This is a genomic window from uncultured Lactobacillus sp., assembly GCF_946477725.1.
Taxonomy (GTDB): domain Bacteria; phylum Bacillota; class Bacilli; order Lactobacillales; family Lactobacillaceae; genus Lactobacillus.
Window position 1 is genome coordinate 64,686 of the sequence record NZ_CAMKZC010000002.1, and the last position, 12,444, is coordinate 77,129.

Sequence of the window (12,444 nt, forward strand, 5' to 3'; positions counted from 1 at the left end):
AGTCTTACATAAGTTATTTGTGGTTTTTTGGTCCTTTTTTAATTTAATAGACGCCATATCTCTTTTTGAACAGCGCTGTCGTTGCTTGACCCTATAATGTGAGTAGCAGCCTTCTTAGCCACAGGAAGTGCAGTTCCTGTGGCATAACTGGTACCAGCATATTTTAGCATTCCCACGTCATTGCCACTATCACCAAAAGTTACCATTTCCTTAGGATTAATTTTGAATTTACTACTTAAAAACTGTAAACCCTTTGCCTTATTCATACCTTTTGTTGACATATCTATCGATGAAGAAGAGCCAGAAACAAAATCAATTTCAGGATAATTACGTCTTAATTTTTCTAAAAGATGCGGCATTTTATTTTCAGCAACATCAAACGTAACTTTGAAGATTTGATCATCAAGGTGATTAAAACTCTCAACAACTGTCAGTTTTTCATAGTACTTTTTTAGTTCTTTAGCGTACTCAGGTCCATCTTTTTTTAAAATATAAGCGCTGGCAAGACCCGAAACCGTGACTTTTTCATTACTTTCCTGAATTATCTTCATGATTGTCTGCCAGTCCTTTTCAGAAAGACAATCAACGTGAATTACCTGCTTGCCTTGTGCTACTAGTGCCCCATTCTCCGCTATGTAGAATAGCTGATTGGCCACTTGTGGAAATCGCGAATATAAATTTTCAAACTGATTTCCGCTGGCAACAACAAACTTAATTCCCTTTTTTTGCATAATCTGAAATTCTTGCAAAAACAATTCCTGATCATACGTTTTCTGATCTGTTAACCAAGTTCCGTCCATATCTGTAGCGATTAGTTTAATCATTCTTTTTTCTTTCTATTAAACTCGTAGTCCCTTAGGGTAATAATTCTTAATAATATGATTACTGATTTTACCAAAACCTAAAATAAAATTTTGGCAACTGACTAAAACAAAACCTGTTTCGTTAGCTTGCGTTCTTAATGTTTCTCCGTGTAAATACTTTAAATAGCTTTCCCTGCTTAGTTCAACTACTCTGTTTTGTTTCTGTTCTGCTAACACCATGGCTAATTGATGTCCGGGTTCAAAACGATTTTTCTTTAACACACCCAGTTCAACGCCATTTGCTAGTATCTGCAAATGAAGATTCGCACTATCTGATAATGCCGGAATAAAAACGTGACTATTACGTACTCGACTATTTAACCGCCAATTTTTTATTGTTGCTGGTAAATTAAATTTATCTAGTACTTCCGCTATTAATTGAATTTCAGATTTAGTTAGAGCTTCTTTTTGAGGCCTTCTTTTTTTCTTCTTTTTTTGATTTGGCGAGATTTTGGCTTGAACCATCACGTTTGGTGATAATTTTAATTTTGCAGCAAATTGCCCTTCACCTAGGTCAGCCGTAGGCCAAAATCGTACTGTTTTAATTAAATCAGGGTTATTGTCAGCCCATTCAGGGTGTCCATGAGCAAGAGCGCGCGTTTTTACGTTTAGTGGCATAATAGTCAAATTAAATTTTTGGCTTAGCCACGAAACTATTTGTTCATTTTCCTCTGGAGAATATGTACAGGTTGAATAGACTAATTCTCCTTCTGGTTTTAACATTTGGACAGCAGCATTCAAAATTTCCTTTTGCCGTTTTTGGCAAAGCATGACATAATTTTGTGACCAATACTTAATAGCCTGAGAATTTTTACGAAACATACCTTCGCCACTACAGGGTGCATCAACTAAAATTTTATCAAAATAATGAGGAAAATACTGTACTAATTTTTCTGGCTTTTCGCTGACAATTAAAGAATTTGTTGTGCCCCAACGTTCAAGATTTTCGCGTAATACTTTTGCTCTAGCGTGTGAAATTTCATTTGCGACCAAAAGTCCTTCACCTTTTAGTTGTTCGCTAATTGCAGTACTCTTGCCACCTGGTGCGGCACATAAATCAAGCACTTTTTGTCCCGGACGCGCTTCAACAAATAATGCTGGAAACATTGCCGTTGGTTCCTGTGAATAAACAGCCCCACTTATCCATGCTGGATCTTGACCACTGATTTTACCATAATAGGCTTTGGGTATACCTGAAACCTCTTTTTTTGGATCACAAGAAAGACAGTCGTTTTCTTTTAATGAATTAACGCGAAATGCACTTTTGGGACTATCAGTTAGTGAATTGAAAAACTGCTGTGCTCGACTTGCTCCTAATAACTTAATGTATTTTTCTTTAAAATCTTCAGGCAGTTCTGGCATTATTTTGATCCTTTCGTAATAAATGCAAGACGCATATGCTGTATAAAATAGAAATGATGATCCAGCAGCCCATGAGGAGCCAGATTAAATGCTGCGGCTTAGATAGAAATGTGCGCCATATTAAGAAGAAATATGCACTGATAGTTACCAATAATTCAATCAATAAGATTCTAATACCATGATTTATTAACCAATTACGCAATAAGTTACCCTTTAAGTGAGTTGACTTAACCGTTTTCCAATCTATAAAAGCTAAAACTAAATTGCTAAAAGAAGCAATTAACAAGAAGACGATGATAAATAAAATTTCCCTAATGATTGAAAACTGATGTATTTGGTGGTTTTTCACAAAAAGCGGTGTTTTAGCCTTAACCCCATAATGTTTGGCAATTTGACGAATTACTTTATTTGAACTATCTATTATAATTTGATAATCACGTAATTTAAATTTTCCTGTTGGCTGTTTGGGACTAGTAGTAAGATAATAACTATCTTGTTTCATTTGGCGATAATGTTTTAAAGTACCTATAACTGTATAATATTTCTTATTCAAATAAACATATTCGTTTCCTTGCACCTTATAGGTATGGACTTTCGCATTTAATCCCAGTACAGCAAAAGAAACCCGGCCTTTAAAGTCTTCTTTAGTAAAATATCTGCCAGACTCTGTCGGCAAGTTTAATACATCATGGTTTGACCAGACCAAAGTTTGATTTTTTTTAGATCTGCAAGTCATATGAACTTGAATTTTGTTATGGGGATATTTTTTTTGCAAATAAAGCAAAAAAGATCTAACATTTTGCTTATTTTTTATTTCAATGTAGCGGGTATTATTACTTAGACCATATGCCTCAAGTAGTTGATCCGCTTCTCGTGACTGAACGTTTGACAGCATACTGCCAATTCCTAGAAACGATAAAAATATAATAATAACTAAAATTGTTTTTTTAAATTTCATGTGCTATCTCAAAAATTTGTTCATCAATAAAATCAAAACTTGTAAATGTCTGGTTGATTAGCCTTAGTTCCTTTGAATGAAGAAATGGCTCCTTTTGCCAAAAACTTGCAGAGTTGGTCACACCATTTCTTTCACCTACAAACAATAAATGTGTGGCAGAATTTAATTTTTGCCAAGCGTTAACGACTTTTTCATCACTGTTGCCAAAGTTAGGCGCCCAGGAGCAAATTATCAAATCGACATCACTAAACTGCTTGACAGCTTTTGCAGCATCATAATTACTAACCGGCACAAATGCTTTAACGCCAGTGTTTGAAGTCCTTGACCAATCTAAATTATCCGTGGCAGTCATTTTGACGCCAACCTGAGACAATGCTTTACTCCAATAGCCGTTACCTGCCATTATTTCTAACCCAGTGTTAACTTTTAGCTGATCTTTAATTACTTGGGCTGTTTCTAGATTTGGAATTGACCATAGGCCAAACTTAATTGCTAAAAATTGCCGGGTATTATTTAGCAGCTGATTAATCGTTTTAAAATCTTCTATTTGCTCCCTAGAATTAAATTTGTGGCAAATTTCCTCAGCAATATCGGGTAAAAATCCCAGCTTTTTGGGTGCTCTTTTTAAAACCTGCTTTTGCCTTATGGTAGTAACGATATTATTTATTTCCACTACTTGTTGATGCACTAGCTCAATATTGAGTCTGGCATCCAATTGGTTAATTTTACTTAAAAAATCTGTCATTATCAAATACCTATAATGATTTTAACATTCAAACGACCAGATTTCAGTTATAATAAAGAGTAACATGAAAAAGGAGAATATTTTATGGCAAAAAAAGTTACAAAAAACCAAGACGAAGAGGAAGAAAGCTTAGGCAAATTTATTCTTGATGTCGTCATAATGATGGCAGTAATTTTAGGAGTTTTCTTTGTTTTATTCCATTTCGTACTTTCTAATGATAGAGTTTCAGGGCCATCAATGCAACCAACCTTTGAAGATAATGACCGCTTAATCGCTGTCCGCCATTTCAAGCCCAAGCGCAATGATGTAGTTGTATTGCTAGCCCCTAAAGCCGCAAATGATACCCCTGGTGCTTATTACATTAAGCGCATCATTGGTTTACCCGGAGATAAACTGGTTTCCAAGAATGATAAGATGTACGTCAATGGTAAGCTCTTACCTGAGCCTTATCTAGAAAATCATTTTAAAAAAGCTAATAATGCTCAAGGACAGACGTATACGACCAATTTTACTTATAAAGTCCCTAAGGGTTATTATTGGGTAATGGGTGATCACCGCGATATATCTAAGGATTCGCATATGTTTGGACCTGTTAAAAGACAGAATCTGATTGGTAAAGTCAAATTCAGGTATTGGCCATTTAATAAAATTCAAGGTTTTTAACTTTAATTTTCTTTGAATTTTAGTATTTTTCCGTTAAAATAAATTGTAAAGGAGAATTTAATATGAATCAGCAGTTAGAGGAATTATCCGATGCAATTATTGACTTTCAAGTCAAACATCATGTTACTGATACGGATTTAGCTTTTGCTAGTCATTTGTCAGTTGAAAAGATTCATGCGATGAAAACTGGTGAAGGTGAATTTACTCCTGAAGAAATCAATCAGCTGTATGATTACCTTGCTGCGAATCATTGAAAAGTTTGTTATAAATATAGCCTGCAGTTCATCTTGGATAATTGCAGGCTTTTATTTTTGGTAAATTTAGAAGAATGCTCATTATAGGACTAGTTGCAAAAATATTCTACTTTTGCAAAGTTTAGTAGCTAAAAGCATTGTTGCTTAGACTATATCGCCTTTTGTCTTTTATCTGGTTTAACATTTTTATTATTTGTCTCATGGCTCTTTTTTGGCTGTTAAAAAGACGCTAAAAAATTTTTTAGCGTCTTTTAGTATGCCTATTTTTATTTACCTTCCCTTGCCTCAAAAAACTTACTGAAAAGAATGGTGTCAAAAAACCAAAACAATATGTTAATTAGAAGCATTAATAATAATGCTATAGCTAAATCATCATTTGTACCTGTGGTTTCTCCTAACATAAACCTAAACGGAAACGAAATTATTTGTAGGCCAATGTTACTGGCTTTGATTGCAAGCCAGGCAACTAAAATAATGACTAAAACGGCAATTATTCGAAAATAAGCTTTGCTGAGCGCTTGCGGCAGGAAGTCTAAAAGTGCACGACTTGAGTAATTTAAAAAGCTGATTATGAAGTACCCAAAAAATGCGCAAAGAATAACCATCATAAGTGCACCAAAGAAATTAAACATAATCTCTAAGTCAACTTGTTGCAAATGTCTGCCAATATCAGCAAACATTTCGATTAGGGAGCGATGAAACTGACTATCAAAAGTGAAAGTTACAACACTTAAAATTAATGTGCAGATAATTTCCAATATTACAAAGAAAAGTAAGGCAGCAAATGAACTTAAAATGTTATCAAAGTAGAACTTTTTATCATCAATTGGTATTAAGCGCCAAGTCTGATTACCACTCACTCTTTCATTTTGAAAACAGGTAGTTAAATAAAAGATTCCAGTGAACAGCCATGCTTGTACAATAAAAATAGCTAGCCATAATGTAAAAAAGTTAGAAAAAATTTGTCTGTTGACATAAACGTGGCCGTTATTAAAATTGAAAAAAGTCATCGCAAATGAGGCAACAGTCTGGATAATTAACAGAAGAGAAATCCATTTAGTTTTTAACCTAAAGAGTACGGTAAAATAACGATTAAAAATTGCCATTATTCCTCCTCCTCTCTCTGGTAAAAGCTTTCATAAAAATCTTCTACTGTTTGGTTATCCGCTCTAATTTCTTCAGTAGACTTTTGCATACAAATTGTCTTATTTTTGATAATGACAACTTCATCGAGAACCGCCGCAATCTCATTGACAAAATGATCAGAAATTAAAATAGTAGACTTTTCCTGCTTCCATAAGATGATCGATTTAATAATTTTATTACGAGCCATAGCATCAATTCCGGAAAAAGGTTCATCCAGAAGATATAAATCCGTTTTCCTGGAAAAAGTTAGAGCAATTATCAGCTTTTCTTTCATTCCTTTAGACATTTCAGATAAGCGCAGGTCAGAATCTAAATTCATGAATGTTTTTAACTGCTTAAATTGTTTTAGACTAAAATCATGGTATAAAATTTGGTAAAACTTGACGATTTCATTAATTTTAACGGAGTTAGAAAATCCAGTTAAGCCATCAGTAAAAGAAAGATGCTCTTTTCTGTCAGCCTCTTTAGTAAAACCAGCAACTTTAACAGTACCATGATAATTTTTAGCAACACCACTGATAATTCGCATCAAAGTAGTTTTACCTGCACCGTTTTCGCCCAAAAGAGCGACAATTTTTCCTGGTTTGAGTGTTAAATTTAAATCAGTAATAATTTTTTTCTGGTTCTTTTTGTAAACCAAATCGGTTATTTCTAAAGGGTTTGCCATTATTCACGCTCCTCTTTAAGATATTCAGATAAAGATATGAGAATTTGTTCGTCAGATACTCCTAAAGAATTCATACTATGTACAAACTTATCTAGTTCCGCATTAATTAGTTCCCTTTTTGTTTTATCAAGTAAAGTAGTATCTTCAGTGACAAAATTACCTTCTCCCCTCTTGGTGTACAAAATACCTTCAAAATTCATCTGTTGCAAGGCACGTTGCACCGTGTTGACATTAACAGTGAGTTGCACTGCCAGTTCACGTACAGAAGGGATTTTTTTACCTGGCTTCAATTTGCCGGTAATTATTTGTCGATATAGGTATTGCTTAATTTGTAAGTAAATGGGAATGTTATCTTTAAATTCCACAAGTCCACCATCCTTTGGCCGTAATACACCTATAATACACTATCATAAACTAGATTGATTTTTTCCGCAAACCTTTTAACATTTGTAGTTAAACTACTTTTTGTAAATAGTTGGTAAGTTTCTACTTTTAATTAGTAACCCTACTTATGTTCAGTTGCTTCATAAAAATGATTAATTAGGAAAATATTGCTGCCTAATAAAATAAGATCGCTAATTGCGTTTGCCAAAATTGCAAAAGTTAAACTACTAGAAAGATTAAGTCCATAATTAGTCGGATGAATCACTGATAAAAGAACTTGGTAAACAAAGATATTTTGGATTTTAAAGAAGAACCAGATTAAGCCGAAGATTATGACTATGTGTAATACTTTCACAACTGCTCCATTAATGTTTGCAGGGACAAAATCTAGTATTGCTCGGCTGGCAAAATTAAAGAAACTGATAACAAAATATAAAAAGAAACAACTTAAAATAGCTAAAACGATCGTACCAAGTATTATCCAGAATACATTAATGTCAAGATTGCGTAGAATGCTTTTTAATAAATCGCGGAAAAAGTATACAACAGGCTTGTCGGTCAGATACGATGAAAACAGTAATATCATTACTGTGACGAATTCAAGTACAATAAAGTAAATAAAAGATACGAACGTGCTTAATACATTAACAAGATAAAATTGCCCATCGCTTATTGCAGCTAAGCGCCAAGTTTGACTGCGATTAAATTTCTCGCTTTGTAACGGCGTAATAAAATAAACAAAAAAAATAACAAAAAAGGCCAAGAAGACAAAATATAATGCCCATTCCGGTAAAATTCCGACATTGTTTTGGGGATTTTTGCGGATATGCCAATTGATTACTTCATAATATGTAAAAAAGGCACATGCAAGAGCTGCAATTACCTGGAAAAAAAGTAATATGTGTAATTTTTTAGTTTTAATTTTAAATAATCGATTAAATAACCTGTTAAATTCTGCCATTTTGAACTCCTTATTTTTTAATTTTGCTCGATGCCAAATTGTCGCTCATATAAAATTGGTATTATGCCTCTTTTTTTTACTCTGCTTCAAAGAAATGCTTAAATAAAAAGATATTAATGACGAACACAATTAAATTAACAACTACAACAATTAAATTAAGATAGGGTAAAGTGTTGTTGTAAAACGGATTTAAGTTTAAAAAATGCAAAAGGCTGCCTAAAAATTGGTCGACAAAAATTTTTTCTACTTTGGTAAAAAGCCAGGCTATTAGGATAACAATAAAAATATGTAATAGTTTGACAATTAACCCACTTGAAGCTACAGGAAGATAATCCATGATCGCTTTACTGGAAAAATTTAAAAAGCTGATCAATAACGAAATGAAAAAGCAACATAAAAGTAAGAGTAACATGATATCAAAAATTAAACGAATTGTATTCAGTTCAAAATTTGGTCTAAATTGCTTAAACATTCTTTCACATGAATTACGAAATGCCTTGTCCATAAAAAATGAAACAAATAGTAAAATGCCTGCAACAATAATGTTAAGAATAATGAAATAGATAAAAGTTATAAACGAACTTAAACTATTAGCAATATAAAATTTTTCATCAGTGATTGCAGTTAAACGCCAAGTTTGACAGCGATTAATCCGCTCATTTTTGACAGCCATATAAATAAAAAAGAAAATGATAAAAAAGACACTCAATAGACAAAAACCCATTAGCCAATCAGGTAAAAGTTCAGTGTAAAGATTTAAAAATTCACCAAACTCACCTGTACCAATCAGCAGCCCAAAAACAGAAAATGCTAAGGCACCAACTAATTGTATAATTAAAAATGAATAAACTTTCTTGGCTTTTTCTACAAAGAATCTGCCAAATAAATTTTTAAAAGAGGTCATGCTTTTCCCTTCTCCTCTGAAAACAATGAAACAGTATTAGGTTTTACTTCTCTCCTGCTTCAAAAAAGTGATTGATTAAGAAGACGTTAATGCCAAGTATTATTAAATCAATAATAAACATCATTAATACAACGGATTCCAATCCGGCAAGACCTGTAGATCTTAGTAAAAGTATATTGATAATATAGTTTGCAAAGACACTATAGAGTCTAACTAGTAATCCTACCAAGACGATAATTATAAATATGCGCACAAAAGAAATTAAAATATGACTTGATGCATGTGGTAAAAAGTCTAAAATTGCTTGACTGGAAAAGTTAAGAAAACTAACCAAAAAGTAAAGAAAAAGACAAGTAAGAATTAGCAGTAACATAATGCCAATAAAATCAAAAATTGCAGTACTGTTTAAATCAACTTCAAACTGTAAATTTTTGCCAAATTTAGAATTAGTAAATATTGATAAAAATAAAAAACAAATTGCAATTAACACATCTAAGAGCACAAAATAAACCAATGAAACAAATGAACTTAAGATATTGGCAACATAAAACTTGCCATCACTAATTGGTGCTAAACGCCAGGTTTGATTTCTATTTAACCGTTCATTTTCAACTACAGTTAAAATGAGCAAAATCGGTCCGAACAAGAAAGTTAATGATGCAAACAGTGCCATCCATCCTGGTAAAAACTCGAGATTATTGTTCGAATTAAAGTGAAATCTGCCAGAATAAAAACTAAAATAAGTAAAGAATGCTGAAGCTAGAGAACTAATGAATTGCAGAATAACTAAAAGATAAACATTTTTGGCTTTTTTCTGCAGTAACTTTTCAAACAAATGATTGAAAACGTTCATTATTCCTCCTCCGCATCGTATAAACCTTCATAATAATCTTCAACACTTTTATGAAGCTCGCGGATCTCTTCAGTAGATTTGTGCGTGTAAATGGTTTTGTCTTTAATAATGACGATTTCATCAAGCATACTGGCTATTTCGTTGACAAAATGATCTGAAACAAGAATCGTTGAATTTTCCGGTTTCCATAAAATGATCGAATTAATTATTTTTTTGCGCGCCATGGCATCTATCCCCGAAAAGGGCTCATCTAATAAATAAAGGTCAACTTTGCGCGAAAATGCCAGGGCAATGATTAACTTTTCTTTCATTCCTTTGGACATTTCAGATAAGCGCATCTCTGAATCTAATTTCATAAACTGACGCAACTGTTCAAATTGATTTTGATCAAAATCTTGATAGATGACCTTATAAAATTTAACAATTTCTTTGATTTTCGTTGAATTAGCAAAACCAGATAATCCATCAGTAAATGACAGATGTGCCTTTCTTTCTGCAACATTATTCTCGCCTGAAATAGTAACTGTCCCGTGATAGTTTTTGGCCATGCCACTGATGATGCGCATTAAAGTTGTCTTCCCAGCACCATTCTCACCTAGAAGGGCTACAATTTTTCCTGGTTGTAAATTTAAATTGATGTTATCCAAAATTGTTTTTAAATTTTTCTTGTAAGTTAAATCTCTTATTTCCAATAGATTTTCCATTTTTTACTCCCTACTTTAAGTGTTTAGTTAAAATTAAATTAAGCTGTCGCGCTGAAACTCCTAAGGCCTTCATATTATGCACAAATTTACTTTGTTCAGATCTGATAATGTCTCTTTTAATTTTTTCCAGTAATTTTTTATCATTAGTCACAAAATTACCCTCTCCTCTTTTAGTAATTAAAAGCCCCGACGTAGTCATATGTTTGAGCGCTTTTTGTATGGTGTTCACGTTGACCATTAGATGGGTTGCTAAACTACGGACAGATGGAATTTTTTGACTGGGTTTAAGTTTTCCGGTAATTATTTGGCGACATAAATTTTCTTGGATTTGAACATATATCGGCCTATCATCTTTAAACTTCATATTTTCCCTCTAACTGTATTACATTTATAATACACTATAATATTACAATAAACTTAAAAGTTATGCAATTACTTACTTAAAATCTTTTTCTGCGAAAGATTAAATAGCCGGTAATCACAAAAATAAGAATATAGACTAGACTACCCATAAAAAGCTCTTGGTTATTCAGGTGGGTAGTTAAAACATACATGCCATAATTACCATATTGCCGGGTTAAGTCCACCATATTAAAAGGGTTCCATTTCATAATGTTTACCAGTTTGCCCCCGTTCATTAAGTCGGAAGAAATGTTTTGACCTATGAATGTCACTAACAGGCTTGCTGTAATTACAATTGCACTACTATTAATTAGACACGAGAATAAAAAAACAATAGCAATAATTAACATTGTAGTTACTAAATCTATTAGAGAAGCAGTTATCATGTTTAGCCATACTGGCTGATGATATAGATATGACGCTGACCAGTTAACTTGGTAATTAAATATGGTATAGCGCAGACAAATGGTATAAAAAAGAGCTAGCAGATGCAGAAAAATATCGTATAAAAACAAAACAATATACTTCGATAAGTAAACATATATTTTATTAGAAGACTTATATAAAAGTGTCAAAATCGTATTGTTTTGAAATTCCATCGAAAAACACGTGGCACCAACTATCACTAGGATAAACATTATGAAATCAGATGAATCAAAAGTTAATGTTAAAATTAGCTTTTTACTTTCATCTGCTAAAGCGAAACCGGTAATAAGCATTAGAAAAAATAATATAATAGCTGCAATCCAAGTAATTTTGCGGTGCACTAATTTATATAATTCTTGCTTAATACTATAAATCATTTTATTGATCTCCTCTCTTTATACTCGTCGATGTTTGAATAGATAATATCCCAAGACCATAAAAGCTATGCCGTAAATGATATTGGCTATAATTAGTTCAAGACTTGATAAGTGCGATTTTAAGCTAAGACTTGGATTTGATAATTGCTGAGAAATAAAAGTCATATTTAAAAAGTTCCATTTAATAGTACTTATAAAATGGGGAAAGGTTTGCATTAATCCTTTGGAAAAGCTGGCACCAAAAAATGCTAGTACAATTCCAAAACAAACTACTACGGCATTATTTTTAACCAGCATAATGAGCATAAAGGATAAGCCAATGCTAAAAAAGGAATAAATCAATGCTCCTGCCAGGTTAGCTAATAGACCATTTAAAAGATTATTACCATTTTTGGTAACTAACCAATCATATCTGACATTATTAAAGAACATGCTTAAAATCAATGTAAATAGAAATACGATCACTGTTAAGAAAAAACTATAGATTAAGACAACCAAAAACTTGGCAAAGTAAATTTGATACTTGCTTGAAGTCTTATACTCCAACATGATAATCGTGTTATTCTTGTATTCCATTGAAAAAATTGCAGATGCTACGGTAATAACTATTAAAGGAATCCACTCAATTGCACCAAATCCGTAGCTAAGGGATTGGCTTGTAATAGGATTAGTAAAAAAGTTGTAAATCATTGTTACAATGAGAATAATCAGACCATACAGAGCAATGTTTTCATGCCTTAATTTATAGATTTCCTGTTTAAAGCTTATAAGCATT

General features: G+C 32.6%; 16 protein-coding genes. 2 read left to right on the top strand and 14 right to left on the bottom strand.

What is annotated here, in order from left to right; translation table 11 throughout:
* Positions 1 to 38: 38 nt before the first annotated feature.
* The 4 genes from Q0R51_RS01570 to Q0R51_RS01585 are packed head-to-tail and all read right to left on the bottom strand — an operon-like array spanning position 39 to position 3,928.
* Positions 39 to 824 carry an HAD family hydrolase gene (locus tag Q0R51_RS01570; protein ID WP_122037596.1) on the bottom strand — a complete coding sequence of 262 codons (786 nt, stop codon included), beginning with the start codon at positions 822 to 824 and terminating at the stop codon, positions 39 to 41.
* Between the two features lie 15 nt (positions 825 to 839).
* Entirely contained in the window at positions 840 to 2,225 is a 1,386-nt protein-coding gene (locus Q0R51_RS01575; protein WP_294756213.1) for an RsmB/NOP family class I SAM-dependent RNA methyltransferase, read from the bottom strand.
* Positions 2,209 to 3,183, bottom strand: coding sequence for a hypothetical protein (locus tag Q0R51_RS01580; protein WP_294756215.1), 975 nt, complete (start codon positions 3,181 to 3,183; stop codon positions 2,209 to 2,211). Before Q0R51_RS01580 ends, Q0R51_RS01575 begins: the two co-directional genes overlap by 17 nt.
* Entirely contained in the window at positions 3,173 to 3,928 is a 756-nt protein-coding gene (locus tag Q0R51_RS01585; protein WP_294756216.1) for an SAM-dependent methyltransferase, read from the bottom strand. Before Q0R51_RS01585 ends, Q0R51_RS01580 begins: the two co-directional genes overlap by 11 nt.
* Before the next feature lie 84 nt (positions 3,929 to 4,012).
* Between Q0R51_RS01585 and lepB the strand changes: the two genes are divergently transcribed.
* Both lepB and Q0R51_RS01595 read left to right on the top strand, forming a co-directional pair.
* A complete protein-coding gene (lepB, locus tag Q0R51_RS01590; RefSeq protein ID WP_294756217.1) occupies positions 4,013 to 4,591 on the top strand; it encodes a signal peptidase I in 579 nt (192 codons plus the stop codon).
* Between the two features lie 62 nt (positions 4,592 to 4,653).
* Positions 4,654 to 4,845, top strand: coding sequence for an LBP_cg2779 family protein (locus Q0R51_RS01595; protein ID WP_046324857.1), 192 nt, complete (start codon positions 4,654 to 4,656; stop codon positions 4,843 to 4,845).
* Between the two features lie 266 nt (positions 4,846 to 5,111).
* On the opposite strand, the gene Q0R51_RS01600 is transcribed toward Q0R51_RS01595, so the two are convergent.
* The 10 genes from Q0R51_RS01600 to Q0R51_RS01645 form a co-directional block, all read right to left on the bottom strand.
* A complete protein-coding gene (locus Q0R51_RS01600) occupies positions 5,112 to 5,951 on the bottom strand; it encodes a hypothetical protein (RefSeq protein ID WP_294756219.1) in 840 nt (279 codons plus the stop codon).
* On the bottom strand, positions 5,951 to 6,658 hold the full coding sequence (locus Q0R51_RS01605; RefSeq protein WP_294756221.1) for an ATP-binding cassette domain-containing protein: 708 nt from the start codon (positions 6,656 to 6,658) through the stop codon (positions 5,951 to 5,953). The genes Q0R51_RS01600 and Q0R51_RS01605 overlap by 1 nt, the downstream gene beginning before the upstream one ends.
* Complete coding sequence (locus Q0R51_RS01610; protein ID WP_046324860.1) at positions 6,658 to 7,023, bottom strand: GntR family transcriptional regulator; 366 nt, start codon at positions 7,021 to 7,023, stop codon at positions 6,658 to 6,660. The genes Q0R51_RS01605 and Q0R51_RS01610 overlap by 1 nt, the downstream gene beginning before the upstream one ends.
* Positions 7,024 to 7,163: 140 nt before the next feature.
* Positions 7,164 to 8,003, bottom strand: a complete 840-nt coding sequence (locus tag Q0R51_RS01615; RefSeq protein WP_294756222.1) for a hypothetical protein — start codon at positions 8,001 to 8,003, stop codon at positions 7,164 to 7,166.
* Positions 8,004 to 8,079: 76 nt separating this feature from the next.
* Complete coding sequence (locus Q0R51_RS01620; RefSeq protein ID WP_294756225.1) at positions 8,080 to 8,907, bottom strand: hypothetical protein; 828 nt, start codon at positions 8,905 to 8,907, stop codon at positions 8,080 to 8,082.
* A gap of 43 nt (positions 8,908 to 8,950) precedes the next feature.
* The gene (locus tag Q0R51_RS01625; RefSeq protein WP_122026086.1) at positions 8,951 to 9,760 is read right to left on the bottom strand and encodes a hypothetical protein; all 810 of its coding nucleotides are present in this window, start codon (positions 9,758 to 9,760) and stop codon (positions 8,951 to 8,953) included.
* Positions 9,760 to 10,464 (bottom strand): ATP-binding cassette domain-containing protein, encoded by a 705-nt coding sequence (locus Q0R51_RS01630; RefSeq protein WP_294756227.1) that lies wholly within the window; start codon positions 10,462 to 10,464, stop codon positions 9,760 to 9,762. The genes Q0R51_RS01625 and Q0R51_RS01630 overlap by 1 nt, the downstream gene beginning before the upstream one ends.
* A gap of 10 nt (positions 10,465 to 10,474) precedes the next feature.
* Positions 10,475 to 10,828 (bottom strand): GntR family transcriptional regulator, encoded by a 354-nt coding sequence (locus tag Q0R51_RS01635; RefSeq protein WP_294756228.1) that lies wholly within the window; start codon positions 10,826 to 10,828, stop codon positions 10,475 to 10,477.
* A gap of 76 nt (positions 10,829 to 10,904) precedes the next feature.
* A complete protein-coding gene (locus Q0R51_RS01640) occupies positions 10,905 to 11,669 on the bottom strand; it encodes an ABC transporter permease (protein WP_294756229.1) in 765 nt (254 codons plus the stop codon).
* An 18-nt stretch (positions 11,670 to 11,687) separates the two neighbouring features.
* Positions 11,688 to 12,443, bottom strand: a complete 756-nt coding sequence (locus Q0R51_RS01645; protein WP_294756230.1) for an ABC transporter permease — start codon at positions 12,441 to 12,443, stop codon at positions 11,688 to 11,690.
* Position 12,444 lies beyond the last annotated feature (1 nt).

Bases quoted from the DNA above. Each gene is read 5' to 3' on its own strand.
- Q0R51_RS01570 (WP_122037596.1), bottom strand. From the start codon at position 824: ATGATTAAACTAATCGCTACAGATATGGACGGAACTTGGTTAACAGAT.
- Q0R51_RS01575 (WP_294756213.1), bottom strand. From the start codon at position 2,225: ATGCCAGAACTGCCTGAAGATTTTAAAGAAAAATACATTAAGTTATTA.
- Q0R51_RS01580 (WP_294756215.1), bottom strand. From the start codon at position 3,183: ATGAAATTTAAAAAAACAATTTTAGTTATTATTATATTTTTATCGTTT.
- Q0R51_RS01585 (WP_294756216.1), bottom strand. From the start codon at position 3,928: ATGACAGATTTTTTAAGTAAAATTAACCAATTGGATGCCAGACTCAAT.
- lepB (WP_294756217.1), top strand. From the start codon at position 4,013: ATGGCAAAAAAAGTTACAAAAAACCAAGACGAAGAGGAAGAAAGCTTA.
- Q0R51_RS01595 (WP_046324857.1), top strand. From the start codon at position 4,654: ATGAATCAGCAGTTAGAGGAATTATCCGATGCAATTATTGACTTTCAA.
- Q0R51_RS01600 (WP_294756219.1), bottom strand. From the start codon at position 5,951: ATGGCAATTTTTAATCGTTATTTTACCGTACTCTTTAGGTTAAAAACT.
- Q0R51_RS01605 (WP_294756221.1), bottom strand. From the start codon at position 6,658: ATGGCAAACCCTTTAGAAATAACCGATTTGGTTTACAAAAAGAACCAG.
- Q0R51_RS01615 (WP_294756222.1), bottom strand. From the start codon at position 8,003: ATGGCAGAATTTAACAGGTTATTTAATCGATTATTTAAAATTAAAACT.
- Q0R51_RS01620 (WP_294756225.1), bottom strand. From the start codon at position 8,907: ATGACCTCTTTTAAAAATTTATTTGGCAGATTCTTTGTAGAAAAAGCC.
- Q0R51_RS01625 (WP_122026086.1), bottom strand. From the start codon at position 9,760: ATGAACGTTTTCAATCATTTGTTTGAAAAGTTACTGCAGAAAAAAGCC.
- Q0R51_RS01630 (WP_294756227.1), bottom strand. From the start codon at position 10,464: ATGGAAAATCTATTGGAAATAAGAGATTTAACTTACAAGAAAAATTTA.
- Q0R51_RS01635 (WP_294756228.1), bottom strand. From the start codon at position 10,828: ATGAAGTTTAAAGATGATAGGCCGATATATGTTCAAATCCAAGAAAAT.
- Q0R51_RS01640 (WP_294756229.1), bottom strand. From the start codon at position 11,669: ATGATTTATAGTATTAAGCAAGAATTATATAAATTAGTGCACCGCAAA.
- Q0R51_RS01645 (WP_294756230.1), bottom strand. From the start codon at position 12,443: ATGCTTATAAGCTTTAAACAGGAAATCTATAAATTAAGGCATGAAAAC.